Source organism: Sphingomonas canaveralia, from assembly GCF_047238125.1.
Classification (GTDB): domain Bacteria; phylum Pseudomonadota; class Alphaproteobacteria; order Sphingomonadales; family Sphingomonadaceae; genus JBDFMH01.
The window spans coordinates 775731-801539 of record NZ_JBDFMH010000001.1; the positions used below are offsets into that span (position 1 = coordinate 775731).

25 protein-coding genes are annotated in these 25809 nt (G+C 65.3%); 12 read left to right on the forward strand and 13 right to left on the reverse strand.

The genetic code is table 11. The annotated features are described in order from the left end of the window. Window positions 1–28: 28 nt before the first annotated feature. A complete protein-coding gene (locus tag ABC347_RS03820; RefSeq protein ID WP_413244416.1) occupies window positions 29–844 on the forward strand; it encodes an ATP-binding protein in 816 nt (271 codons plus the stop codon). Between the two features lie 172 nt (window positions 845–1016). Here the strand turns inward: ABC347_RS03820 and ABC347_RS03825 are convergent, their stop codons facing one another. The 6 genes from ABC347_RS03825 to ABC347_RS03850 form a co-directional block, all read right to left on the reverse strand. Next, the gene (locus ABC347_RS03825; protein ID WP_413244417.1) at window positions 1017–2960 is read right to left on the reverse strand and encodes a pyrroloquinoline quinone-dependent dehydrogenase; all 1944 of its coding nucleotides are present in this window, start codon (window positions 2958–2960) and stop codon (window positions 1017–1019) included. Between the two features lie 93 nt (window positions 2961–3053). Next, the gene (locus ABC347_RS03830; RefSeq protein WP_413244418.1) at window positions 3054–3758 is read right to left on the reverse strand and encodes a TetR/AcrR family transcriptional regulator; all 705 of its coding nucleotides are present in this window, start codon (window positions 3756–3758) and stop codon (window positions 3054–3056) included. A gap of 43 nt (window positions 3759–3801) precedes the next feature. Further along, entirely contained in the window at window positions 3802–4953 is a 1152-nt protein-coding gene (locus ABC347_RS03835; protein ID WP_413244419.1) for a thiolase, read from the reverse strand. Beyond that, window positions 4950–5318: a Zn-ribbon domain-containing OB-fold protein gene (locus tag ABC347_RS03840; RefSeq protein WP_413244420.1), complete on the reverse strand. Its 369-nt coding sequence runs from the start codon at window positions 5316–5318 to the stop codon at window positions 4950–4952. Before ABC347_RS03840 ends, ABC347_RS03835 begins: the two co-directional genes overlap by 4 nt. Then, a complete protein-coding gene (locus ABC347_RS03845) occupies window positions 5315–6523 on the reverse strand; it encodes a CaiB/BaiF CoA transferase family protein (RefSeq protein WP_413244421.1) in 1209 nt (402 codons plus the stop codon). Before ABC347_RS03845 ends, ABC347_RS03840 begins: the two co-directional genes overlap by 4 nt. A 75-nt stretch (window positions 6524–6598) precedes the next feature. After that, a complete protein-coding gene (locus ABC347_RS03850) occupies window positions 6599–7270 on the reverse strand; it encodes a TetR/AcrR family transcriptional regulator (protein WP_413244422.1) in 672 nt (223 codons plus the stop codon). Window positions 7271–7467: 197 nt separating this feature from the next. On the opposite strand from ABC347_RS03850, the gene ABC347_RS03855 reads away from it, so the two are divergent. The 4 genes from ABC347_RS03855 (at window position 7468) to ABC347_RS03870 (ending at window position 10555) form a co-directional block, all read left to right on the forward strand. Beyond that, window positions 7468–8229, forward strand: a complete 762-nt coding sequence (locus ABC347_RS03855; protein ID WP_413244423.1) for an SDR family NAD(P)-dependent oxidoreductase — start codon at window positions 7468–7470, stop codon at window positions 8227–8229. Window positions 8230–8231: 2 nt separating this feature from the next. After that, window positions 8232–8993: an SDR family NAD(P)-dependent oxidoreductase gene (locus tag ABC347_RS03860; protein WP_413244424.1), complete on the forward strand. Its 762-nt coding sequence runs from the start codon at window positions 8232–8234 to the stop codon at window positions 8991–8993. A 31-nt stretch (window positions 8994–9024) separates the two neighbouring features. Further along, complete coding sequence (locus ABC347_RS03865; protein WP_413244425.1) at window positions 9025–10353, forward strand: aromatic ring-hydroxylating oxygenase subunit alpha; 1329 nt, start codon at window positions 9025–9027, stop codon at window positions 10351–10353. A gap of 64 nt (window positions 10354–10417) precedes the next feature. Further along, entirely contained in the window at window positions 10418–10555 is a 138-nt protein-coding gene (locus ABC347_RS03870) for a hypothetical protein (protein ID WP_413244426.1), read from the forward strand. 1 nt (window position 10556) lies between these two features. Here ABC347_RS03870 and ABC347_RS03875 read toward each other — a convergent pair whose 3' ends face one another. Genes ABC347_RS03875 through ABC347_RS03895 form a run of 5 tightly spaced genes read right to left on the reverse strand, consistent with a single transcriptional unit; the run spans window position 10557 to window position 14189 of the window. Then, on the reverse strand, window positions 10557–11129 hold the full coding sequence (locus ABC347_RS03875; protein ID WP_413244427.1) for a nuclear transport factor 2 family protein: 573 nt from the start codon (window positions 11127–11129) through the stop codon (window positions 10557–10559). Then, entirely contained in the window at window positions 11126–11707 is a 582-nt protein-coding gene (locus ABC347_RS03880) for a nuclear transport factor 2 family protein (protein WP_413244428.1), read from the reverse strand. Before ABC347_RS03880 ends, ABC347_RS03875 begins: the two co-directional genes overlap by 4 nt. Before the next feature lie 57 nt (window positions 11708–11764). Continuing rightward, window positions 11765–12061 carry a putative quinol monooxygenase gene (locus ABC347_RS03885; protein ID WP_413244429.1) on the reverse strand — a complete coding sequence of 99 codons (297 nt, stop codon included), beginning with the start codon at window positions 12059–12061 and terminating at the stop codon, window positions 11765–11767. Continuing rightward, window positions 12058–13698 (reverse strand): class I adenylate-forming enzyme family protein, encoded by a 1641-nt coding sequence (locus tag ABC347_RS03890; protein WP_413244430.1) that lies wholly within the window; start codon window positions 13696–13698, stop codon window positions 12058–12060. The genes ABC347_RS03885 and ABC347_RS03890 overlap by 4 nt, the downstream gene beginning before the upstream one ends. Next, a complete protein-coding gene (locus ABC347_RS03895) occupies window positions 13695–14189 on the reverse strand; it encodes a putative quinol monooxygenase (protein ID WP_413244431.1) in 495 nt (164 codons plus the stop codon). Before ABC347_RS03895 ends, ABC347_RS03890 begins: the two co-directional genes overlap by 4 nt. A 98-nt stretch (window positions 14190–14287) precedes the next feature. On the opposite strand from ABC347_RS03895, the gene ABC347_RS03900 reads away from it, so the two are divergent. Continuing rightward, window positions 14288–16828 carry a TonB-dependent receptor gene (locus tag ABC347_RS03900; RefSeq protein WP_413244432.1) on the forward strand — a complete coding sequence of 847 codons (2541 nt, stop codon included), beginning with the start codon at window positions 14288–14290 and terminating at the stop codon, window positions 16826–16828. A 77-nt stretch (window positions 16829–16905) separates the two neighbouring features. Here ABC347_RS03900 and ABC347_RS03905 read toward each other — a convergent pair whose 3' ends face one another. Next, window positions 16906–17466, reverse strand: a complete 561-nt coding sequence (locus ABC347_RS03905) for a carboxymuconolactone decarboxylase family protein (RefSeq protein ID WP_413244433.1) — start codon at window positions 17464–17466, stop codon at window positions 16906–16908. Between the two features lie 161 nt (window positions 17467–17627). Between ABC347_RS03905 and ABC347_RS03910 the strand changes: the two genes are divergently transcribed. Both ABC347_RS03910 and ABC347_RS03915 read left to right on the forward strand, forming a co-directional pair. Next, a complete protein-coding gene (locus ABC347_RS03910; RefSeq protein ID WP_413244434.1) occupies window positions 17628–19010 on the forward strand; it encodes an aromatic ring-hydroxylating oxygenase subunit alpha in 1383 nt (460 codons plus the stop codon). Beyond that, window positions 19010–21145: a PQQ-dependent dehydrogenase, methanol/ethanol family gene (locus ABC347_RS03915; protein ID WP_413244435.1), complete on the forward strand. Its 2136-nt coding sequence runs from the start codon at window positions 19010–19012 to the stop codon at window positions 21143–21145. Before ABC347_RS03910 ends, ABC347_RS03915 begins: the two co-directional genes overlap by 1 nt. Before the next feature lie 48 nt (window positions 21146–21193). On the opposite strand, the gene ABC347_RS03920 is transcribed toward ABC347_RS03915, so the two are convergent. Further along, the gene (locus ABC347_RS03920) at window positions 21194–21727 is read right to left on the reverse strand and encodes a VOC family protein (RefSeq protein WP_413244436.1); all 534 of its coding nucleotides are present in this window, start codon (window positions 21725–21727) and stop codon (window positions 21194–21196) included. Between the two features lie 138 nt (window positions 21728–21865). On the opposite strand from ABC347_RS03920, the gene ABC347_RS03925 reads away from it, so the two are divergent. Genes ABC347_RS03925 through ABC347_RS03940 form a run of 4 tightly spaced genes read left to right on the forward strand, consistent with a single transcriptional unit; the run spans window position 21866 to window position 25766 of the window. Further along, on the forward strand, window positions 21866–23212 hold the full coding sequence (locus ABC347_RS03925; RefSeq protein ID WP_413244437.1) for an aromatic ring-hydroxylating oxygenase subunit alpha: 1347 nt from the start codon (window positions 21866–21868) through the stop codon (window positions 23210–23212). Between the two features lie 38 nt (window positions 23213–23250). Beyond that, a complete protein-coding gene (locus tag ABC347_RS03930) occupies window positions 23251–24603 on the forward strand; it encodes an aromatic ring-hydroxylating oxygenase subunit alpha (RefSeq protein ID WP_413244438.1) in 1353 nt (450 codons plus the stop codon). Window positions 24604–24645: 42 nt separating this feature from the next. Continuing rightward, window positions 24646–25272, forward strand: coding sequence for a glutathione S-transferase family protein (locus ABC347_RS03935; protein WP_413244439.1), 627 nt, complete (start codon window positions 24646–24648; stop codon window positions 25270–25272). Then, window positions 25269–25766 carry a DUF4019 domain-containing protein gene (locus tag ABC347_RS03940; RefSeq protein ID WP_413244440.1) on the forward strand — a complete coding sequence of 166 codons (498 nt, stop codon included), beginning with the start codon at window positions 25269–25271 and terminating at the stop codon, window positions 25764–25766. The genes ABC347_RS03935 and ABC347_RS03940 overlap by 4 nt, the downstream gene beginning before the upstream one ends. The last annotated feature ends 43 nt before the right edge of the window (window positions 25767–25809 follow it).

The window sequence follows — 25809 nt, forward strand, 5'->3', positions numbered from 1 at the left end:
CGGTGTCGATCGCCGTAAGGGATGCGGCATGACCGATGCCATCGACCGGATCGCCGCCGCGCTTGAGCGGATCGCGCCGCCCCAGCCGCCCCAGGCCGATCCGATGGCGCACGCCGCCTATGTCTGGCGCGGTGGCGGGCTGGCGCCAGCGCGCGCGTTCACCCCGGTCGCGATCGACCTGCTGACCGGGATCGATGCGCAGAAGGCGGCCGTGCTGGCGACGCTCGAGCGACTAGCCGCCGGTGCCGCGGCGCATGACGTGCTGCTATGGGGCGCGCGCGGAACGGGCAAATCCGCGCTCGTGAAGTCCGCGGTCGCTGCGGTGCAGGCCAGCGGTGCGGCCTTGGCGTTGATCGAGGTGGCGGGGGATCGGCTGGCGGAATTGTCTGCGTTGTTCGCCCTGATCGCCGATGCCCCACGCGCCTATGCGATCTTCCTCGACGATCTGGGCTTCGAGGAGGGCGGGGCGGGGCCGCGGCTGCTGCGGTCGATGCTGGAAGGCGGGGCCGAGGCGCGGCCGGCCAACGCGCGACTGTTCGTAACCGCGAACCGTCGCCACATCGTGCCGCGCGACATGCGCGAGCAGGACAGCGCGATCAATCCGCGCGACACCACCGACGACAAGCTGGCGCTGGCCGACCGGTTCGGCCTGAGCCTGGGTTTCCACGTTTGCGACCAGGACGCCTATCTGGCGATCGTGCGCGGTTATACCGAGCGACTGGGACTTCCGTTCGATCCGCAGGAGGCGATTACATGGTCGACCCAGCGTGGTGCGCGCTCGGGCCGGATCGCTTGGCATTATGTGACCGAACTGGCTGGCCGGGCGGGACGGGCGCTGGGCTAGGCGAGCCGCATTCGATGAGTATGCGGGTACCCTGAAAGCAGCGAAAGCAGCGACTGTGCTCACCCTGGTCGCGGTTGCGGATCGACGATCGGCGATGTGAAAGAGCCATGTTCACCATGGCAGATCCACGGGCTGTAGGACAGCGCTTTGCCGCAGCGGATGCCGGCCGCCGTCAGCGTGATCCGGTCGCACCGTGCTTGGCCGGCAGCGCGAAGGCTACGATCTCGTCCGACGCGCCGAAGATTTCGCCATCGCCGGTCGCGGCGACCGCGACATATTGGCGGCCCGTGGAATCAGCATAGGTCATCGGCGTCGCTCGGGCGCCGGCGGGCAGCTTGCCCTTCCACAGTTCGCGCCCGTCGCGCGTATCGTAGGCGCGAAGATAGGCGTCCGGCGTGGCGCCGATGAAGACCAGGCCGGATGCCGTGGTGATCGGACCGCCGAGGTTGATCATCCCTTCGAGCGGACCGAATGGCAGCCCTTCGCCCGTGCCGAACGGCTTGTTCCACCGGGTTTGCCCCGTCGCCAGATCGATCGCATGAAGCGAGCCATAGGGAGCCGGGGTGCAGAGCCTGCCGCCGACGCCGAACAATTCCCGCTTGAGCACATAGGGCGAGCCGCCCATCCGGGCATATTCGAGCCCGATCCGTTCGCCATCGGCGTCCTTTGCCCGCGCCGCTTCGGCCGCGTCGCGGGGTAGCAGCGTGATCACCGCAGCAATGCGGTTGGTCGGCACCACTACCGTCTGCGAAGCCGGGTCGAAGGCCATGCCGCCCCAGTGGGCGCCGCCGATATTGGAGGGCACGATCAGCGAGCCGCGTTCGGACGGCGGCGTGAACGGCCCGTCATTGCGCAGCTTCGCCAGCGTGGCCAGGCATTTGGCGCGCAGCGCGGGATCGGCGATGCCGGCTTCGATCTCGGCCGCGGAGTAGGCGGCTGGCGAAAGCGGGAACGTGCCGAACGGCTGTGTCGGGTAGGCGGTCTCGCCGGCCGCATCGCTGGCCGGCACGGGCCGCTCGGTGACCGGGAAAAGCGGCTTGCCGGTATCGCGATCGAGGATGAACAGCTGGCCGGTCTTGGTGACCTGCGCGACCGCGGCATGGGACCGGCCGGCGATGGTGACGTCGATCAGGGCCGGCGGGGCGGCGTTGTCGTAATCCCACAGATCATGATGCACCGTCTGGAATGCCCAGCGCAGGCGGCCGGTGCGCGCATCGAGTGCGACCACGGAATTGGCATGGGCATTCGCGCCGATCCGCGACCCGCCCCAATAATCGACCGCGGGCGAACTGGTCGGCAGGAAAACCAGGTTGCGCGCGGCATCGGCCGCGATCACCGACCAGGTGTTGGCCGCACCGCTGCGATGCGCATCGGCACCCTGCCAGCTTGCGTGCGCGGGATCACCCGGATCCTGCGGTACCGGATCCCATGTCCAGAGCCGGCGACCGCTGCGCGCATCATAGCCGCGCACCTCGCCGCTTGCGGCGGTAATGCGGTTGTTGTCCGCCACCGCCGAGCCGACCACGATGACGCTATTGACGATCGCGGGGGGCGAAGTCAGTTCATATTCGCTGATGTCGCTCGGCGCATTGCGCAGACCGGGCCTGAGATCGATCTGGCCGGCGGTTCCGAAAGCAGGACAGAGGCGGCCATTGGCGGCGTCGAGCGCGATCAGCCGGGCATCGATCACGGGCGCGATGATACGGGCGGCACAGGGTGCGCCAGCCCGAGCGCGTGGATCACGCCAGTAGGACACGCCGCGGCTGACGAAATCGCCGAACCCGGCGCTGCGATCAACCTTGGCATCGAAGGACCAGCGCTCGCGCCCGGTCGCCGCATCGAGCGAGACGATCCGGCCGGCGGCGGTCGACAGATACATGGTGCCGGCGATCACCAGCGGCGTGGCGGCAGTGCGCGGCGGGCGCTGGCCATCCGCGCTGCGAGGCGGCTCGCCGGTATGATAGCGCCAGGCGACGGCAAGCCCGGCGACATTGTCGCGATCGATTTGCCTCAGCGGTGAATGCCGATCGCCCAGCTGGGTATGGCCATAGGCGCTCCAGTCTGCGTCCGCGGCCAGGCCCGCGGTGCCGGCAAGCCATGCGCCAGCAAGCGCCAAGACCTTGTTCGATCGCCGACTCATCCCAGGTCCCCCCGCGCACGTCGGCAGCAGCCTAGATCGGATGCGAGGCAGGGTGAAGCGCGGCCGGCTTCAGCGCGGCACGTCGAACAGCTGTTCGCGCGGGGCATAGGGCGCGCCGAGCGCGGCCGCCATCTGATCCAGCGTATCATCGACCAGCAACGGCAGCGGCACATCCTGATCGGCATGCGGAAACCCGATGTCGCGCCGCATCAGCATATTGCAGAACATCAGCTTGCACAGCCCGACCCGCAGCTGCAGCATGACCGGCGGCACATGCTGGCACGCCTCCGTCAACAGCCGCCGGGTCCGGCGCAGCGCGGGCATCAGCTCTTCCTGATTGTCGTAGGGATGCGGGATGCCAGCCGCGCGCGACCGGGTGAGATACTGCGCCAGGAATGCCGAATAGGGATGCCCGCCATGTTCGTCGGCGATCGTAAGGTGCGGCAGACACAGGATCTGGAGCAGCACGCGAACATCGGCGAGCCGGCCCGCCCGCTCGGCGGTCGCAAGCATCGCGGCGCGCTGATCCTCGAACAGATCGGTGCGGTGCGCGAAGATTTCGTAGACCAGCTTTTCCTTGGTACCGAAATGATACTGCACGGCGGTGTTGTTGCCCTGGCCGGCGGCAGCGGCGATCTCGCGCAGCGCCACGCCATCGATGCCGCGATCGGCGAACAGCCGCTCGGCCGCTTCCATGATCTTCACGCGGGTGACGGCCGCGACGCCGGGCCGCCGCCTGCGGCTTTCGGCCGCATCCTCGATCATCGTCGCCATCATATCCCCCCACCGGATGGTACCGGACGAACGGCCGGACCCTTCAGCGCGTCGCAGCCGACCCCAAGATCACGGTCGCCTGGCTGGACAAGGTGCCGCCATTGCCGTGCGCCAATGCGATATCGGCGCCCGCGATCTGGTTCGCCGCCTCGCCGCGCAACTGTCTGGCTGCTTCGACGATCGCGAACAGGCCATACATGCCGGGGTGAACGCAGGAAAGGCCGCCGCCATTGGTGTTGACCGGCAGCCGCCCGCCCGGGCCGATCGCGCCGCCTTCCACGAAGCGGCCGCCTTCACCCTTGGGGCAGAAGCCGAGATCTTCCAGGAACAGGATCGTGTTGATGGTGAACGCATCATAGAGCTGCACGACATCGACATCGGCAGGAGAGACGCCGGCCATCTCGCAGGCGCGCGGCCCGCTTTCGGCAGCAGCGGTGGTAGTAATGTCCGGCGCGTTGCTGATCGCATTGTACCAGGTCGCCGCCGCCGCGCCGAGCACGGGCACGATCGGGCGGGGGCCGGCGGCGGCACGATCGGCGCGGGTCATCACGATGGCGGCGGCACCGTCCGTCACCAGACAGCAATCGCGCACCGAGATCGGTGAACTGATGATGCGCGCCGAAAGGCAATCCTCGATGGTGAGCGGACCCTTCGCAAAGGCTTCCGGATTGGTGTTGGCCCAGCCGCGCGCGGCGACGGCGACTTCGGCGAGCTGTTCGCGCGTGGTGCCATATTCATGGAAGTGGCGTGCCGCGGCCAGCGCGTAGGACGAAAGCGGGTAGAGCGGCTTGTAGGGTGCTTCGAAGCGGTTGCTCTTTGCAGGCGTCGACAATTTGCCGCCGCTGGACCGCTGGTTCGAGCCATAGGCGATCAACGCGACGTCGATGAAGCCGGCATCGAGCATGGTGGCGGCGGTCGCGACGTGGCTCATGAAGGCGGAGCCGCCGGTGCGGTTGCAATCCGTGAAGCGCGGGCTGAGCCCATAATATTCGGCGAGGCTGAGGCCGGCGAACAGATCGTCGGGCAGGCAGATGAACAGACCGTCGACATCGCCGAGCGGGATCGCGGCATCGGCCAGCGCCATGAGCCCGGCCTTGGCCGCCAGTTCGAGCGGGGAGAAGCCGGGCTGCTCGCCGATCCCGAAGGTGGCGAGGCCGGCGATCGCGGTCTTCGCGCGGGGGAAACGACCGCTCATCGCGCTGGCTCGAACACCAGCAGCGGTGCATCGTCCTCATGCACGATGCGCGCGCGGACGCGCTGGCCGATCGCGATGTCGGCGGCGGGCAGGCCGTCGATCCGGCTCATCAGGCGGGGGCCTTCGTCGAGATCGATCAGTACTACGGCATAGGGTTCGGCCGGCGGCTTCGGGTGGATCACCGTCGCGGAATAGACGGTGCCCATGCCGCTTGCCTCCAGCCATTCCCAGTCGGCTTCTCCGGTGCGCGGCTCGACATGGCGGGGCGGGAAGAACCAGGTGCCGCTATCGATCGCGCGCTGAAGCGTGAAGCGACCTTCTGCCAGCGCGGTGCGCCATTCGGCCTCGGGGCCGGGTCCGGTCATGCAGGCACCCGCACCGCGCCGGTGGCGACCATCGCCTCGATCGCATCCGCGGCATAACCGGCCTCGGCCAGTACGGAGCGGCTGTCCGCGCCAAGCGCCGGGCCGGGCTCACCGATCGCGCCCGGCGTCTCGGAGAAGGTGGTCGGGATGCCGGGGAAGCGCAGCGTGCCTTCGCGTGTCTCGCGTTCCTGCCAGAAGCCGGTTTCGACGAGATGGTGATCGGTGAGCAGATCCTGCGGGCTCGCGATCGCCATCGCCGGGATGTGCGCCTCGCGGAAGATGTCGAGCCATTCGGCCGTGGTGCGGCCGACCATCACCTCAGCCACCCGCGATAGCACGGTGGCGATGTTCTGCGTGCGGCTGCGCATCGTGGCGAACATCGGATCCTTGGACCATTCCGGATCGCCGAGCGCCGCGAAGAAGGCGCGCCAATGCTTGTCGTTGTAGATCATCACGCCGATATGGCCGTCCGCGGTGGCATAGGGCCGGCGCGAGGTGGCGGTGACGCGCGGATATTCGGGCGGCCCCAGTGGCGGCGCGAACAGCGATCCGCACAGATGCTCGATCATCGTGAACGAGACCAAGGTCTCGTACATTGGTACCTCGATTTCCTGGCCGATACCGGTGCGCTCGCGCGCGAACAGCGCGGCCATCACCGCATAGGCACCGGTCAGCCCGGCGACCTTGTCGGCCACGACGGTGGCGAGATAGGTCGGCTCGCCCTTCGACAGACGCGCCTGGAGATCGACCAGGCCCGAGGCGGCCTGCACGATATCGTCATAAGCGGGATAGTCGCGATAGGGGCCCGAGCGGGCGAAACCGTAGAGGTTGGCGTAGATGATCTTCGGGTTGGCCGCCTTCAGCGCGGCATAATCCAGCCCCAGCTTGGCGATCGCGCGGGCGCGCATCGAATGGATGAAGACATCGGCGCTTTCGGCCAGCTTCAGCAGCGCCTGCACCGCGGCAGGCTGCTTCAGATCCAGCACCAGGCTGCGCTTGCCGCGGTTGACGTTCAGGAACATGCCGCCGCGGTCGGCCTCGTTGCCGGGCGGGAGATAGCGGGTGGTGTCGCCATCCGGGCTTTCGATCTTGATCACGTCGGCGCCGAGATCGGCAAAGATCTGGGTCGCGTAGGGCCCCATCAACACGCTGGTGAGATCCAGCACGTGCACGCCCGCGAGCGGGCCCTGGCCACGCCCGCTCACAGCGTGGCCCCGATGGTCGACGATGGGATCATGGTGACGGCCTTGCAGTTGAAATGGGGGCGGCGGCGCGCCGGATCAGGCAGCGCGCGCGGCTTCGATCGAGGGATTCATCTCGCGCAGCTGGCCTTCCAGCAGCAGCAGGATCGGCTCGACCATCTCCTCGCTCATCGCGCCGGTCAGCAGGTGGATCGCCAACCCCTCGAGCATGGTCTGCGACAGCGCCATCGCGATGTAGAATTCGCGCGGGCGACCCTGCCATTCGGGGAAGAGCATGACGGCCTGCGCATTGAAGCGCTCGCGGAACTCGACCTGCAGCGGCTGCAGGATGCGCGCCAGATCGGAATTGGTGCGCGCGGCAAGCGCAAGCTCATGGAAGGCGACGAAGCCAGGCTTTTGCAGCTGTTTCCAATAGGTGCGGACGAGCGCCCCGGTGTCGTGGTTCTCGGTATCGGCAGCTCGGCGGAATGCGCGGAGCCGCTTTTCGTGGAGCTCGACAATCGCGGCCTTGATCAGCGCAGCGCCGTTTTCGAAATGGTGCAGCATCGCGCCGCGCGACAGGCCGGCCTCGGCCGCAACCTGCGGCGTCGTGGTATTCGCATATCCGACCTTGACGATGCAGCGGATCGTTGCTTCGATCAGTTTGGCCCGCGTCTGCGCACTCTTGAGCGACTGCTGGGTTGGGCCGTTGGCACCAGCCTGGCGGGCAGGCCGCGCCTGCTGGCCGGATCTGGAGGCGGCAAGAGCCATTGGACGAACTTCCTTTCAGGAAACAAACATGATTGTTTTTTGACGGGCAAGTCAAGCGCTGTTTGGCCCGACGCGCATCCGTAGGCCGGCGGGCAAAGCGCTCTCGGCAGGATCGGTTAGTCCCCGCGTCGCGCAAATAAAACATACATGCATGTTTTCTGTTGCCGCACGGGCGGTTTCGGGTGCAAGGACGAGGCATGGAGACGGGGCCGCGGACCGCGCTGATCATCGGCGCATCGAGCGAAGGTGGACTGGGCGAAGCCTGCGCGCGGCGCCTTGCCGGCGACGGCTGCAGGATTCTCGTGGCGGGGCGGCGGATGGCGCCGCTGGCGGCGCTGGCCGCCGATATCGGCGGTCGCGCGATCCCTTGCGATCTGGCCGACGAGGCATCGATCGAAGCGATGCTGGCGGAGGCGGGCCCGATCGACGTGCTGGTGAACGCTGCAGGCACGACCCTGTCGCAATCGATCACGAAGATTCGGCGCGAGCAGATCGAAGCGCAGTTCGGGATGCACGTCACCGCGAACCTGCTGCTGCTGAAACATGCCGCGCCGCGAATACCGCAGGGCGGATCGATCATCCTGTTCTCATCGCTGACAGGCACCGTGCCGGGTGTCGGGCTTTCCGCCTACGCCTCCGCCAAGGCAGCGCTGGACCAGATCGTGCGGATCGCGGCGCTGGAATTCGGGCCGCTGGGTATCCGCGTGAACGCGGTGGCACCCGGCTTTTCACGCACGCCGATGACCGAATCCTTCCTCGGTCTGAATGGCTTCGATACGCTCTACCGGCGCGAGTCCGCGTTGGGCGCGCTGGCGACGCCGGAGCAGGTGGCGGCAGCGGTGTCCTATCTGACCGCGCCGGATTGCTTCGCCAGCGGCGATATCCTTCAGGTCAGCGGGGGCGCGCAGCTGTGCCGCCTGCCGCGGGCCGACGAACTGAAAACTGCATCGGGGAGATAGACGTGGATCTGGGACTTCAGGGCAAGAAGGCGATCCTGGTCGGCGCGGCGCGTGGCATCGGCATGGCCGTGGCCGAGACGCTGGCGCGCGAGGGTTGCGACCTGGCGATCACCGCGCGTTCGGAAGACGGCGTGAAGGATGCGGTCGCGCAGCTCAAGCGCTATGGCACCAACGTGATCGGCAAGGCCGCGAACGTGAAGAAGGCTGACGACTACAAGGCCTGGCTGGAATGGGCCGACGCTGAAATCGGCGGCGCGGACATCCTGATCCCGATCAGCTCGGCCGGCGGCGGCCTGGGCAGCGAGAAATATTGGCACAACGCGTTCGAAGTGGACGTGATGGGCCCGGTCCGCGCGGTCGAGGCCCTGATCCCGGGGATGACCGAGCGCAAGTCCGGCTCGATCGTGCTGATCGCGACCACCTCGGCCGGCGAGGCGATGGGCGGGCCGATGGCCTATAATGCGCTGAAGGCATCGCTGGTCACCTGGGGCAAGCAGCTGGCGCTGTTCCATGGCAAGGACGGGATCCGCGTCAATGTCGTCTCGCCCGGCCCGATCGAGTTCGAGGGCGGCAACTGGGACATGATCAAGGGTACGATGGAGAAATTCTACCAGTCGCAGCTGCGCCAGCAGCCTTCGGGCCGGCTGGGCACGCCCGAGGAAGTGGCGCGCGCGATCGTGTTCCTGGCGAGCCCCGCGGCGAGCTGGTGCAACGGATCGCACCTTGTCGTCGATGGCGGCTACACCAACCGCACCCATTTCTGAGCAGAGCGGCGAGAGGCCGGAGACAGGCACGATGGACGTCAAGCGCAAGGTCGATGTGATCAGGGTCAATCCGCAGGACTGGCCCAACGGAACCCCCGCCCAGAAGGAGGAGGATCCGGATCTCGGCTATGATATCATTCCGGCCGAGCGCTACACTGGCGAAGCGTTCATGAAGCTCGAATGGGAGCGGATGTGGACGAAGGTATGGCTGCTGGGCGGCCGATCCGACGACATGAAGGAACCCGGCGACTATATCTGCACCGAGATCGGCAAGGAATCGGTGTTGATCGTCCGCCAGGAAGACGGGTCGATCAAGGCGTTCGCCAATGTGTGCCTGCACCGCGGCAACAAGCTGCGCCCCGAGGGGCGCGGCAATGCCGAGCATTTCCAGTGCATGTATCACCACTGGACCTACGACAAGGCGGGCTGCATCACGCGCATCCCCGATCTCGACACCTTCCCGCAGGGCATGCCGACCGAGGGACGCGTACGCAGTTATCATTGCGGCGAATGGGGTAGCTTCGTGTGGTTCACGCTGAACCCGGATCCGGAGCCGCTGGAAAGCTACCTATCACCGATGCAACAGCATCTGAGCCCCTATCATCTCGAGCGGATGGCGTGGACACGCGACGTGACGGTGGAGTGGGACTGCAACTGGAAGGCCAGCGTCGACGCGTTCAGCGAGGTCTATCACGTCCAGGGCATCCACCCGCAGCTGCAATGGTATCTCGACGATACCAACGCGCAGGTCGACGTATACGAGAAGCATAGCCGCTATCTGGTGCCGTTCGCCGCGATCTCGGCGCGGGTCGCGCTGCCGTCGGCGATCCCGCCCGCGATCTACGAGATCATGGTGAAGGCGGGGATGGACCCGGCCGAATATGAGGGGCGGGTAAGCGACATCCGCCGCGACGTGCAGCTGTTCAAGCGCAAGCACGGCGCATCGCAGGGCAAGGATTATTCCGAGCTCAACGACGATCAGCTGACCGACGACTATCATTACTCGATCTTCCCGAACGTCTCCATGAACGTACATGCCGACGACGTGATGATGTTCCGCCAGCGGCCGCATCCGACCGACCCCAACAAGATGTTCTACGACATCTGGATGTTCGAATTGGTGCCCGAAGGCGAAGAATGGCCCGAGCGGCCGAAGCACAGGCGCTTCAAGCATGGTGATCGATCGATCGGCCAGGTGCTGGATCAGGACGCGTTCAACCTGCCGACCGTGCAGAAGGGCATGCAGTCCGATGCCTTCCCCGGCCTGTGGATCGGCGACCAGGAACTGCGCATCCGCCACTTCCACAAGGTGCTGGACGACTATGTCTATCCCGAAGGGAAGGGGGCCGGCAGCGTCTGACCGGCGCTGACGGAACGACCGGGCGATCCGCGCGCTTCCTCCTTGTCCAGGAGGGAGAATCGCGATGACCGAACAGAACGACAAGGACGATGGCGAAGGCACCGGCGTGTGCCCGGAATGCCGCGGTAGTGGCGAATATCAGGGGATGACCTGCCCGCGCTGCGATGGGTCCGGCAAGCTGGTCGAGGGGATCGGCGGCTGATCTACAGCGCGTAGACCAGATCGCCCTTGCCCCACTGGCTGCGGATGGTGGCGGCGTTGAACTTCTGTTCGGCGATGTCGGTGGAGGGCCAGTTGTCGCTCCAGTCCAGCACCACCTGGCGCTGGATGATGCGCCATTCGGTGCCGCGCCGTTCGAACCGGTCGAGATAGCGGCCGCCCATCGCGAACAGATGCTTGCCCGGTTCGATCTCGCCTTCGCCGTGATGGGCGAGATAGGCCGGGCCGAATATGTCGGCCGCCTGCTCGGGCGAGACCTTGCACAGCGAATAGAGATAGGCCTCGGACGCCGCCCGGTCGCCATCCACATCGATATGGATGTTCGAGATGGCGTGGACGGCGACTTCGAACCAGCGCTGGATGCCGTCGATGATGAACGGGATGAACTCGGCGGCACCGCCCGAATAGATGCCGTGGATATCGACGCCGTCCGGCCAGTAAACCGTCTCCATCATCGCGAGATCGGCGCGGTCGAGCGCTGTGCAGTAGCGCGTCAGCACCGCATAGATGTCACGCCGCGCGACGAGATCCTCGAGATCGGCTTGCGACACGGTCATGGAACGTTCGACCAGACGAGATCGCCGGGGCCGCGTTCGCCGAGCGGGCGGAGCGTGGCGAACATGCCCTGGTCGCGGATCTCGCCGGAAGGACGGTTGTCGTTCCAGTCCATCACCACCTGGCGCTTGGCGATCCGCCATTCGCCGTCGCGCCGCTCGAGCCGATCGAGATAGCGGCCGCCGAAATAGAAATGATGGTGATTCGGATCGAGCCCGCTCTTGTCGAACTTTTCCATGTAGCGCGATCCGAAGATCTCATGCGCCTTTTCAGCGCGCACCTTGTGGTAGGCGAACAGATAGGCTTCGCTGGTGCAGACGTCGCCTTTCACCTCCATGTGGATGTTCATGATGGCGTGCATCGTCACCTCGAACCATTCCTGGATTTCGCGGACGATATATTCGGCGAATTCGGCGGCGTTGCCGTTGAACACGCCGTGGTTGTCGATGCCGTCCGGCCAGTAGACCGATGCCATCAGCGGCGCATCCGCGCGATCGAGCGCGCGGCAATATTTGGTGAGCACCGCATAGCAATCACGGCGGTCCACCAGATCCTGTAGATCGGCTTCGCTGACGGGCATGGCTCTCTCCTGTCGGGGCGTTGCGCCCTTTTCTGCGTCCGGGTTTGCCTCGGACAGTCAGCCCAGCGATCGGTAGAAGCTCAGCTCCATGTCGCTTGCCAGGCAATCGAGCACGGGCGGCACCAGCCGATCGTGGAAATCGATGTGCATGTGATGCTCGAACGCGGCATCGTCCTTGAAGGTGGCGACGACCAGGAAGACAGTCGGGTCGTCGTCGGACTGGAACAGCTCGTACACGCGCGCATCCGGTTCCTGCGCGAAGACGAGATCCTTGAGTTCGGTCTGCAAAGCGATCAGCTCATCGACGCGATCGGGCTTGCAGCGGAGCGTGGCGACGAAGCTCTTGGCGCTCATGCCGCTGCCCCCAGTCCCAGTTCCTCGACAAGTTCGGTGCGCAGCCTGAACTTCTGGATCTTGCTGGTCGACATCGGCCAGGCCTTCACGAAGCGGATGTGGCGCGGAGTCTTGAAGCTGGCGAGCTTGCCCTTGCAGTGCTGGATCAGCTCGGCTTCGCCCGCGGCGGCGCCATCGACCAGTTCCACGAAGGCGGCCGGCACCTCGACATAGCGATCGTCGGGGATGCCGACGACCTGCGCCAGCTTCACCGCCGGGTGGGTCTGCAGCATCGCCTCGATCTCGGCGGCGGCGACATTCTCGCCGCCCACCTTCAGCATGTCCTTGGTGCGGCCATGGAACATGATGTGGCCGCTATCGTCGAACGCGCCGATATCGCCGGTGTGGAACCAGCCGTCGCGGATCACCTCCGCCGTCTTTTCGGGGGCATTGTAATAGCCGCTGAGCATGCCGGGGCCGCGGATCACGATCTCGCCCTTGCCGCCGACAGCGACATCCTCGCCGGTTTCCGGATCGACGATACGGACATCCCATCCGTCGATCGGCGCGCCGCAGCGGCCGGTGCGCAGATCCCAGCTGTCGTCGATATGGCTGGTGGTGACGGTGCCTGCGCCTTCGGTCAGGCCATAGGTGCCGACCTGGATGGTGTGCGGCATCGCTGCGCAGACGGCATCGCGGATCCAGGTGGGCTGGACCGCGAAGTTGGAATTCATCAGTCGCAACTTGGAAAGATTGGTGGTCTTGAACGTCGGGTGCGTGATCAGATCCTGCATGATCGTGACGAACGACGGATAGGCGATCGTCGCGCCTTCGCGGCCCAGCATCTCGAGCGCGATGCCGGCTTCGAAATGGGGGACGGTCATGTAGGGGCCGCCAAGATCGAGAATCATCGTCATCGGCAGGATGCCTGCGATGTGGAAGATCGGTAGCGGCGACCAGACCTTGTCTTCGGCCGTCACGCGATAGCGGCGGCCGAGGCTGCGGCTGTTGCCGATCTGCGCGGCGTGGCTGATCAGTGCGCCCTTCGGATTGGCGGTGGTGCCCGACGTGTAGAGGATGAACGCGATATCCTGCGGATCGACCGAATCGATGCGCGCGTCGACATCGGCGTCGCTGACGCCGGACCCCATCGCCAGCGCGTCGGCCCCGCTGAGCAGCCCTTGCGCGCACGGCTCGTCGATGCAGACGATGGTGCGCAGCATCGGCGCTTCGTCCAGCTGGAGCGCGCGCGGGTCGGACGCAGCGGCCAGCGAGGGGAGGGCGGCCTTCAGCCGCTGCCCGAAATCGAGCGAGTCGGCCACCTTGCCTGTGGTGAACAGCGCGACGAGATCGGCATCCTTGACGAGGAACGCCAGTTCATGCGCCTGATAGCGGGCATTGACCGGCACCGCGACGGCGCCGGCCATCGTGATGCCGAACAGCAGCTCGACGAACTCGGGACGCGTCGTCAGCAGGATGCCGACATTCTGACCGGGTTGCACGCCCATCGCGATCACCGTCTTCGCCCAGGCGCGCGCCCGCGCTTGGAGATCGGCGTAGGAAAGGCTGCGATCCGGAAAGATCAGCGCGGGGGCATCGGCATATCGTGCCGCCGACGTGCGGAGCAGTTCGCCGAAGGTGAGCGGAGCCTCGCTCATGCTGGGCGCTCCAGATCATACAGCAGCTCGCGCGAATAGCTGCCATCCATGCATTCGAGCATCTTGGCGATGATCGGCTTGCCATGCTCGGTTTCCATATGCGCCTTGTCGGCCGCCTCGTCGACGAAGGACTCGTACACCGCGAACATGCCGGGCTCTTCTAGCCGAAAGAATTTGAAACCGAGCGTGCCGGGTTCGCGCGTGGTCGCGAGCGATTCCATCTCCTTGGCCAGCGAGACGAATTCAGCCTCTCGATCGGCCTTGATGCGGAAGCGCGACAGGAAACTATACGCCAAGGGATCATCCTCTCGATTCGCCGCGGGCAGTTTCACGCGCCGTCGCGGCCGATAGAAAACAATCATGCATGATTTTTCAAGCATCTTGTTCGCGAGCTCGGCATTGCGCCTTGTGCGCCTGCGAACATGCCCCGGCTTATAGCAGATTGTTGCTTTGTGACCACAATGTCGTTCGCCAAAGAAAAAGTCATGCATGACTGATTGCAATCCGTTGCGCAGCCGCTCTATGTTCGCCCGGCAAACACGCGAGTGGACCAGTTTCGAAGTCCGCCGTTACCGGGAGGAGAGCGATGATGACCTTGAGGGGACTCCATAATAGCGTTGCGTCCGCGGTGCTGGCCACAGGCCTGATCGCAGGCCCTGCCTTGGCTCAGGACGCGACGACCGATCCGGTGCCTGCTGCCGACGCGCAGCCCGGCCCGAATACCGTGACCAATGCCGCCGGCGCCCCGTCGGCGACCAACGCCCCGGCCGACGATGGCGGCTTGGCCGAGATCGTCGTCACGGCCACGCGTCGCGATTCCAACCTGCAGCGCACGCCGATCGCGGTGTCCGCGGTGGACAGCACGCTGATCGAACAGTCGCAGCCGCGCGATCTGGGCGAGATCGCGGCGTTCGTGCCGAACTTCTCCGCCGCGACGATCACCAACTTCAACGCCGCCTCGTTTGCGCTGCGCGGCGTGAGCGTGAACACGATCATCGTCTATTTCGAGCCGCCGGTGGGCGTGCTGGTAGACGATTTCGTCGTGCCATCGGTGCAGACCCAGCTGCTCGATACGTTCGACATCGCGCAGGTCGAAGTGCTGCGCGGGCCGCAGGGCACGCTGTTCGGCAAGAACACTACCGGCGGCGCCGTCACCGTGCGCACCAAGCGCCCCGAGATGAACGTCATCGGCACCGAGGGCCGCTTCCAATATGGCAGCTTCGGCACCAACAAGGTGCAGGCATCAGCCAACATCCCGATCCTGGATGACGTGCTGGCGCTGCGCCTGGTCGGCGGGTTCGAGAAGAGCGACGGCTATTACCGCAACGGCGCGTGCTACAATGTGTCCGACTTCACCGGCAGCAAGTTCAACGGGCGGGTCGGCTGTCTCGACGGCCGGCGGCTGGGCGGCAAGGAAGTCTGGAACGCGCGCGCAAAACTGCTGTTCGAGCCGACCGACACGATCAGCGCACTGCTGCAATATGAATATATCCGCGATCGCTCGGACGCGATCCCGTCGGTCAACGAGAATACGCTGTTCCAGGGGCCAGGCGGGGCCGGCTCGTTCCTGACGACTCTGCTCGGCGTGGCGGTGCCCAACCCGAACAGCAACGATCCGCTTGATAACGCATCGTCGTCGGAGCGTTTCTCGGGGCTGGTCACGCTGCCGCTGGGCCAGCGCATCAATGTGGACGGCGTCTATCTGAACGTTGATTTCGATCTCGGGCTCGGCACGCTGACCTCGGTTTCGGGCTATCGCTTCCAGCGGTCGCGGCTGCCCAACAGTTACGCCGGTGCCACTGCGATCGCCGCCGATGGCGAAGCGCTTTCCTTCTTTGACGCCAACCGCGACGATGACCGCAAGACCTATCAGCAGGAACTGCGCTTCGCGTCCGATTTCGGCGGCGCGTTCGATATCGTGGCGGGCGGCTTCTACCAGAAGGACGAAACCGACTTCTGCGTGGCGCAGCTGTTGGGCTTCCTCGATCTGGTCGGCCCGCCGACGCCTTATGGCCGGTGGAACGTGACGCCCTACACGCTGTGCAATGCGCAGAAGGCGGAATCCAAGGCGGTGTTCGCCGAAGGCACGTTGAAGGTCGGCGACACGATCACGCTGACCGCGGGTGCGCGCTACAGCTGGGACGACAAGGTGTGGCGCGGCCGGCAGCAGACCTTCACCCAGGATCTGGGGACACCGGTGCGGCCGATCACGATCAACAGCCCGCTGGATCTGAGCGTTTACAACTTCCCCGACAATGTGCTGCGCGTGGAGGCGCACGACAAGAAGCTGACCTATCGGGCCAGCGTCGGCTGGCAGGCGGCGCCGACCTTCTTCGCCTATGCGACTGCATCGCGCGGCTACAAGGGCGGTGGGTTCAACGACCAGGCCGGCAGCTTCGCACCGTTCGGCAATGATTTCGTGGCGTTCGCGCAGGCTGCGCAGGCGACCCGACCGGAAACCGCGGACAGCTACGAAGCCGGCTTCAAGAGCGAATTCTTCGATCGCAAGCTGCGCTTCAACCTCACCGGCTTCTACGTGAAGTACAAGAATCTGCAGAAGAACATCAACGTGCCGATCGTCGTGAATGGGCAGCCGAACCAGTTCACGCAATTCCAGAACGCGGCGAGCGCAACCGTGAAGGGCATCGAGGCGGAAGCGTCGGCAGTGCTGTTCGAAGGCTTCACGCTTCGCGGCGTGCTGGGATATCAGGACGGCAAATATGGCGAATATGATGCGCCGGGCTCGGGCTATGATCTCGGCTCCGCTCCACTCGACCGTGCGCCGAAATGGCAGTGGACGACCGATGCCTCGTGGCAGATCCCGCTGGGCACAGACTACAAGGTCCAGCTGAACGGCAATGTCGCCTATACCAGCCGCAATCTTTCGACCCAGGCGATCGATACGCCGTTCGGTAACACGTATCTCAACGCGCGCACGCTGGTGAATGCATCGATCACGCTGGCGGAAGCGGAGGATAACTATTTCGTCCGCCTGATCGGTCGCAACCTGACCGACGAGCGCTACCGGGTGGCGTCGCAGAACGTGGCCGGCCTGTGGCTCAACACCCAGTTCGGTCCGCCGCGTTATTATGGCGTCGAGGTCGGCTTCAAGTTCGGCCGGGGTCGGTGATCCGGACGGCGGCCATGATCGGCCGCCGGCCGTTTGCCGCGGGCGAAGGCTTCGGCCCCCGCCCGCGGCGGACGGCATCACGCCGCCAGCGTATCTTCCATGCACACCGTATCGAGCTGCAGGATGTGGGTGACGCGGCCGAGCGCGATCCAGGCGCCGCAGCAAAGCGTGAGATCGACAATCTCGGCATCGCTGAACTGGGCGTGCAGGCGCGTCCAGAACGCCTCGTCCTCCTCGAAGCCGCGCGGATCGTCCGACATGCGCTCCGCGAACTCGATCGCGATCCGCTCGCGCGCATCGAAGGCGTCCGCGCTGCGCCAATCGGCGATCGCGCCATAGAAGGCCTCGTCGGGCTTCGTGCCGCCACGGGCGACGACCGACTGCGTGGAATCTCCGCCCACCGAATCGAGATAGCCATCCAGGTGCTGCGCGGCGCGGAAGCCCTGGCACACCATGCAGCCGTTGATCTGCGCGATGCGGAAGCGCGCCGCTTCCATCACACGCAGCGGCAAGCGCGACGACTGATAGACCGCCTTGGCATAGCCGCCACCGGCCGCCCCGATCTCGGGCGCGTAATGGCCGAGCGTATAGCCGAGCGGATCATGCTGTTGATCGTTGGGGACGTGGATACGCGCCATCGGGACTCTCCTTTGTCTTCCGCATTCGATCAGCGCATAACATCGATCCCGAGTCGATCCAATCAACGAATGGCGAAGGCGTGATATCTGGAAATAGACCGCGCCTGATCCGAAACGAAACTCGAACCCGCGACTGTCGATTCGCGGCCCGGAGGTGAGTGATGTCTGCAAATGCTGCCTATGATTACCGGCGGACCTGGCCGATCAACCCGGAAGCCCCGGCCGACAGCTTCGAGGCAAAGGCGCCCTATATCGATCATGGTGTAGCGCCGATCGATGGCGAGCGTTACTGGACGACCGAGTGGATGGAGCGCGAGCGCACCCATTTGTGGGCGAAGGTCTGGAACTGGGCCGGTCGGGTCGAGCAGATTCCCGATGCCGGGGATTTCATCACCTTCGAGATCGGACGCGAAAGCTTCATCATCACGCGCAACGAGGATGGCGACATCCGCGCCTTTTTCAACCTCTGCCCGCACCGCGGCAACCGGCTGGTGCAGGGCGAGGGATCGGTGAGCGGTGGCTTCACCTGCCCGTTCCACCGCTGGCAGTTCGACCTGGACGGCATCAACACGCAGGTCACCGATCGCGAGACGTTCCGCCCCGAGGCGCTGTGCCGCGACACCAGCCTGACGCCGGTGCGCTGCGAGACCTGGGAAGGGTTCATCTTCATCAATATGGATCGCGACGCCCAGCCGCTGCTCGAGCATCTCGGCCCACTGGTCGAACATGCCAAGCCCTACCGGCTGGCGGAGATGCGGATCCTGCGCTGGATGCGATCGACCTGGGATTCGAACTGGAAGGTGGGCGTGGACGGCTTCAACGAGGCCTATCACGTCCATGCGATCCACCCCGAGATCCTGACCGTCTTCAACGATTATCACGCGCAGATCGATCTCTATCCCAACGGCATGAGCCGGATGGTGACGAAGTTCGCGCATGAAAGCCCGCGCTATCCCGATGCGAAGGCCGATCAGCTGAACCCCGGTCTGCGCGCCACCATGATCGAGGTCGGCCTCGATCCCGACAGTTTCATCGGGCGGATGGAGGAGGTGCGACCCGCGGTGCAGAAGGCCAAGCGCGAGCGCGCGGCCCGGCTGGGGCTCGATTATTCGGGTTTCCTGGACAATCAGCTGACCGACGACTGGAACTACGACATCTTCCCCAACATCCAGATGGGCATCCATCCGGAAGGGGTGAGCCTGCTCTATTTCCGCCCGCACAAGCATGATCCGCGCAAGTTCATCTTCGACGTGATCGTGATGATGCATCCTCAGGAGGATCCGAAGATCCTGCCGCCGGCCTATATGGGCCTGCCCGAAGGCTGGGACATTTCCGGCCGCGAACTGGCGCAGCCACAGGAGATCGACTGGCGCGACGGCGGGCTGGGTCAGGTGTTCGATCAGGATAGCGGCCTGTTCCCGCTGGTGCAGGAAGGGATCGAGAGCCTCGGCTATCGCGGCGCGATCCTGTCCGAACAGGAACAGCGGATCGGCCATTTCCATGCCGAGCTGGACCGATACATGGGTGTGGAGCGCAAGGCGTGATGCGAACGCGGACAATCATTGCCCTTCTCTCGGGCGCGGTGATGCTGGCGGGATGCGGGGGCGGCGCGAGCACATCGACCGCCGGATCGCCGCCCGTCGCTGCTGCATCCCCCGAGGCGCAGCTGCTGGACACGGCCGACGGCAACGACTGGCCGGGTTTCGGTCGCACCTACGGCGAGCAGCATTTCAGCCCGCTGGCCGAAATCAACGACGGCAATATCGGCCAGCTGGGCCTGGCCTGGTCGCTCGATCTGGACGTGGGCAACTCGGTGACCGGGCCGATCGCGGTTGACGGCGTGATCTATTTCGCGCGCGCCTACAGTGTCGTCGTGGCGGTGGATGCGGTATCCGGCAAGACGCTGTGGACCTATGATCCCAAGGCGCCCGAGGCATCGGGCGCGCGGCTGCGGCAGGGCTGGGGCAGTCGCGGCATCGCCTGGTGGAACGGCAAGGTCTATACCGCAACGCAGGATGGCCGGCTGATCGCGCTCGACGCGAAGACGGGCACGCCGGTCTGGACCAGCCAGACGATCGATGAGGGCGATCCCCGGTTCATCAGCGGGCCGCCGCGCGTGTTCGACGGCAAGGTGATGATCGGCAATGCCGGCGCGGACGAAGCCAATATCCGCGGCTATGTGACGACCTACGACGCCGAGACCGGGAAGAAGCTGTGGCGGTTCTGGACCGTGCCAGGCAATCCGGCGAACGGGTTCGAGGACAAGGCCATGGAGATGGCTGCCAAGACTTGGGCGGGCAAATGGTGGGAGAAGGGCGGTGGCGGCACCGTCTGGAATTCGATCAGTTACGATAAGGACAGCGACACCGTCTTCATCGGCACCGGCAACGGCGCGCCGTGGAACCACAAGATCCGCAGCGAAGGGAAGGGTGACAACCTCTTCCTGTGCTCGATCGTGGCGCTGGACGCCAAGACCGGCGCCTATAAATGGCACTATCAGATCAACCCCGGCGAAAGCTGGGACTTCAATTCATCGATGGACATGGAGCTGGCCGATCTGACGATCGACGGCAAGCCGCGCAAGGTGCTGATCACCGTGCCAAAGAACGGCTTCGTCTATGTGCTCGATCGCGGCACCGGCAAGTTGATTTCGGCCGAGCCGTTCGTGAAAGTCACGTGGGCTCGCGGCATCGACAAGGTGACCGGGCGGCCGATCGAAAATCCCGGCATCCGCTACGAGGATGGGCCGACGACCTTCTCGCCGACGCCGGTCGGCGCGCACAGCTGGGTACCGATGGCGTACAGCGCGCAATCGGGGCTGGTCTACATCCCCTCGATCGAGCTGGAATCGACCTTCGACGATCGCGGCATCGACCGGGCGAACTGGAAGCGGCGGCCGGGCATGGCGCTCGATTACGGCGTCAACGCATCGATCGATATTCCAAAAGGCCGCGAGGAAAGCGCGAGCGCACTCGTCGCCTGGAACCCGGTGACCCAGAAGGAGGCGTGGCGAATCCCGACGCCGTTGCATTACAATGGCGGCGTGATGGCGACCGCGGGCAACCTGGTGTTTCAGGGGCAGATGGACGGGCTGTTCAACGCCTATGACGCGAAGACCGGCAAGCGGCTCTGGTCCTATGACGCCAAGGCGGCGGTGATCGCCCCGCCGATCAGCTTCCGCGCGAATGGGCGCCAATATGTGACCGTGCTGACCGGCAACGGCACCAGCGCAGGCTTTCTGGGATCGGCGCTGGCGAAGTTCGGCATCGATTACCGCACGCAGGCGCGGCGCGTGCTGACCTTCGCGATCGGCGGCAAGGCGACGCTGCCGGCGCGAATCCCGTATCGGGCGGTGGCCGTTGCCGACGCGGATTACCGTGCGGACGCAGCGGCCGCCAAGCGGGGCGAACTCACCTACAACACGCGCTGCGTCGTCTGTCATGGCGGCGGGGTGGCGGCGGCCGGTGTGGCGCCCGATCTGCGCACGTCGGAGGCGGTGATCTCGGCCGAGACCTTCGATGCGATCATCCATGACGGTGCGCTGGTGCCGGCCGGCATGCCGCGGTTCGAGGACATGACGCCCGCCCAGCGGGCCGACCTGCGGCAGTATATCCGGTCGAAGGCGGCGGAGCTGCGGATGGGTGCTCGGGCCGACACGACGGCCAAGCCGGTTCGCTGAAGATAAGGGGGTGCGGTGCCCGGCCCGGAGACAGGCCGGGCGCCGTAATCAGCCGAGCGTTCGCAACGGGTCGCTGCCGTCCCAATCGCGAGCGGCCGCTTTGAAGACTTCGAACATCTCGTGCATTTCGGGTTGCGCCTCGATCAGCTCGATCATCGTGCCGGGCCAGCCGGTATCCGTCTCGAGATAGGAGAAGCGCGAGATCGGCAGCTTGCCTTCGACCGCGACCTTGATGCCGGCGGCACGCGCCGCGGCCATCTGCGCGTCATAATCGGTGGCGAACGTGCCGAGATGATGCAGGCCCTGGCCACCCTTGTCGAGAAACTCGCGATAGATGTTGGGATCACGGCCGGGCACGATGATCTCGATCATGGTATCGCCGCTGTAGGCGATCGCGCACTGGTCGAGGATCTCGTAGGCGGTGCTCTCCTTCTCGCGCATCTTCATCCATTCGAAGGCGAGCGGGGTAGGGAACAGGAAGAAGGGGCCGACGCCGAGCGTCTTTGTCCAATGCTCGATCGCGGGTTCCAGCGCGGGCACGACATAGGCCATCTGGAAAATCGGTCCGAACAGTCGGCTCATCCACTCTCTCCTCGCCAGCGCGCCCTGTCGGCGCGTCGAAAAAGATCATGGCTGCGAAAAGCGCACTTGTAAAACAATCATGACTGTCTTTTTATAGCGCCGAGCACCCAGCGAAGACCGGGAGTCGAGGAGACAGCCATGAATTATCCCTATCTGCTGTGGGACATCCACACCGGCGCACCGCACCCGTTCAACGAACGGGCGCCGCAGATCGACAACGGCACCGACCGCCCCACTGGCGAGCGCTATCATGATCGCGATTTCGCGGCCCGCGAATGGGAAAAGGTGTTCGCCAAGAGCTGGCTGCTCGCCTGCCCGGTTTCCGACGTGCGTGAACCCGGCGATTTCGCCAAGTTCGACATCGGGCCCGAAAGCTTCATCATCGTGCGCGGCGACGATGGCGACGTGCATGCCCATTACAATGTCTGCTCGCACCGCGGCAGCCAGCTGGTCCAGTCTGATACCGGATCGCTGACCAAGTTCACCTGCCCGTTCCACAGCTGGCAATTCGATCTGGAGGGCCACAATATCGCGGTCACCGATCGCGAGACGTTCCGCCCCGAAGTGCTGTGCCACGATCTCGACCTGACCTCGCTGCGCTGCGAGGTTGCGGCCGGGTTGGTGTTCATCTCGATGAATCCGGATATCGAGCCGCTGAAGGACTGGCTTGCGCCGATCCTGCCCGCGCTTGAGCTTTACGACATGGACAAGATGTATGTCGTCCAGCACCGCAAATCGGATTGGGGCGCCAACTGGAAGGGCGGGGTGGACGCCTTTGCCGAGATCTATCACCTCCATGCGGTGCACCCGCAGACGCAGTGCCTGATGGACGATCGCACCCAGATCGATCTCTATCCCAACGGCTTCAGCCGCCAGTTCGTGCCGTTCGCGCAGCCCAGCCGCCGGTTCGACGACCAGGAGACGATCAACCCCGGGATCGCGATGATGCTGCAGGATGCCGGCATCGATCCCGCCAGCTACCAGGGCACCGCACAGGAGACGCGCGCTGCGGTGCAGGCAGCCAAGCGGGCCCGCTCGGCGCAATATGGCCTTGGCTATGAGCGCTTCTCCGACAGCCAGCTGAGCGACTCGACGGTCTACAGCGTGTTTCCCAACGCGCAGATCGGCTGCCATCCGGAAGCGGTGTTCCTGCACCGTTTCATCCCGCACGCGACCGATCCGAACCAGTTCACCTATGATACGATGATCCTCTACCGCCATGTCGATGCGCCGGGCTATTGCCCGCCGGCCTGGATGGGGCTGAGCGAGGAGATCGACACCAGCGGCGAGACGCGGCCCGACGTGGTCCACACCGGGCTGGGCGAGCCGCCGGGCCTGGGCGAGGTGCTTGATCAGGATTCGGATTTGCTGCCGATCGTCCAAGCGGGGGCCCGCTCGCGCGGTTTCCGCGGCCCGCTGTGGAGTGAGCAGGAAGCGCGGTTGCGCCATTTCCACGGCGAGCTCGATCGCAAGATGGCGGAATAGCGGCCGCACCGGCAGAGGGGCGGACTCGGGAGACGATGATGAATTATGATCCGCGTGCGTGGAAGGTCCATCAGGGATCGACCCACAAGTTCGACGAGCCCGCGCCCTATATCGACAATGGTACCGCGCGCCCGACGCCCGAGCGGTACACCGATCCCGCCTTTGCCGCCGAGGAATGGGAAAAGATCTTCGCGCGCAACTGGCTGTTCGCCGGTCCCGTGGCCGATGTGCGCGAACCGGGCGACTGGATGAAGTATGACATCGGGGTCGAGAGCTTCATCATCGTGCGCGCAGACGACGGGACGCTGAAGGCGCACTACAATGTCTGCCCGCATCGCGGCGCGCGGCTGGTTTCTTCGGACGTGGGATCGCAGGCCAGCTTCAGCTGCCCGTTCCACAGCTGGCAGTTCGCACTGGACGGCAGCAACATCGCGGTGACCGATGCCGAGACTTTCCGGCCGGAAGTGCTGTGCCATGGCACCGATCTGACATCGGTGCGCTGCGAGGAAGCGGCCGGGCTGGTGTTCATCTCGATGAACCCGGATGTCGAGCCGCTCGCCGATTTCCTGGGGCCGATCCTGCCGATGCTGGAGACGTATCGCATCGGCGAGATGAATCCGGTGCAGCATCGCCGCTCGGATTGGGCGGCGAACTGGAAGGGCGGGATCGACGCCTTCTACGAGAGCTATCATCTCCATGCGATCCATCCGCAGACGATGGGGATCATCGACGATCGCACGCATATCGATCTCTATCCGAATGGCATGAGCCGGCAGTTCGTGCCGTTCGCGCAGCCCAACTCGCACTATCCCGATCAGGGCGAGGTGAACCCCGGCATCGCGATGCTGCTGGCGGATGCCGGGCTCGATCCGGCGAGCTGGAACGGCAGCGCACATGAATCGCGTGCCGCGATCGCCGCCGCCAAGCGCGATCGCGCCGCGCGGCTGGGGCTGGATTATGATCGCTTCTCCGATGCACAGCTGACCGACAGCACGATCTTCGGCATCTTCCCCAATGCCCAGATCGGCTGTCATCCGGAAGCGGTGTTCCTTCACCGTTTCAAGCCGCATGGTGACGATCCGAACCAGTTCACCTACGAAACCGTCATCATGTACAAGCATGTCGACGTGCCCGGTTATGGTGCTCCGGGCTGGATGGGGCTGGGCGACGATGTTGATCTGACCGGCGACACCCGGCCCGACGTGGTCCACACGCCGCTCGGCGTGCCGCCGGGAATGGGCGAGGTGCTGGACCAGGATTCCGATCTGCTGCCGGTGGTGCAGAAGGGCGCGCGCTCGCGCGGGTTCCGCGGCCCGATCTGGTGCGAGCAGGAGGCGCGGCTCCGCCATTTTCATACCGAGCTCGATCGCAGGATGGCCGCTGCGAACTGATCGTCGCTTTACGCCGCACAAGGGAGGTGAGAGACAGGCGCCATGTCTCTCATCGTTCACCATCTCGAGAATAGTCGGTCGCAACGCGTGTTGTGGCTGCTGGAGGAGCTCGGGCTCGACTATGATGTCCGCCGCTATGCGCGCGACCCAAAGACGATGCTGGCACCGCCCGAATTGAAGCGCGTCCACCCGCTCGGCAAATCGCCGTTGCTGGAACATGACGGGCGGATCATCGCCGAATCCGCGGCGATCATGGAATATCTGGTTGAATTGGGCGGGGGGCGGTTCGGGCCGCCGCCGCACCGCGATGCGGCGCTGCGCTACCGCATGTTCATGCATTATGCCGAAGGATCGATGATGCCGCCGCTGCTGGCGCTGCTGGTGATCGGGCGGCTGGGGCTGCTCGGCCGGCCCGCGCGCAAGCCGCTGCTGGCGATGATGGCGCAGCATCTGGCCTGGCTGAACGGCGAGCTCGCCAATCGGCCCTGGTTCGCGGGCGAGGACTTCACTGCGGCCGACATGATGATGAGCTTTCCGCTGGAGGCATCACGCGCCCGGGCGGGGCTGGACGATCGCTATCCGAATCTGATCGACTGGCTGGAGCGGATCCATGCCCGCCCCGCCTATGGCCGTGCGCTGGAACGCGGCGGGCCATACGCCTACGCATGATCCTGTTCGCCGCCCTGCTGCTGATGGCGCCGCTGCCTGAGCAGGTGGGCCATGCGCCGGCCGGCGTGTCGGCCGAAGAGCTGGTGGCAGAGACCGAGGCCTATTTCGCCGCGAAGGATCGCGGCGATGCCGAGGCGGCCTATCGCCGACTTGCGCCATCGGTGAAGGCCTATCTGCCGCCCGATCTGTGGAAGGCCAATCTCGCGCAGTTCAACGCCGGGGCGGGAAAGCCCGAGGGCCGCGAGATCGCTCGGCTGACCTGGTACGACAACCCCCCGGAGGCGCGCGAGCCGGGGCTCTACGTCGCTGCCGACTTCACCGGGCGGTTCAGCGGGCTGGCCCTGATGTGCGGCTATGTAATGTGGCACCGCGAGGCGGACGGCACGTTCCGGATCGTGCGCGAGGAGCAGAATGTGCTCGACAAGGAAACCGCCGCCCAACTTGCGCCCGAGCGGCGTGCTCCGCTGGCCCGGCAGTTCGGCTGCCCGTCATGATCCGGCCCGTCTTGAGAAGGGGCCGCACCTCCACTAAGTCCCG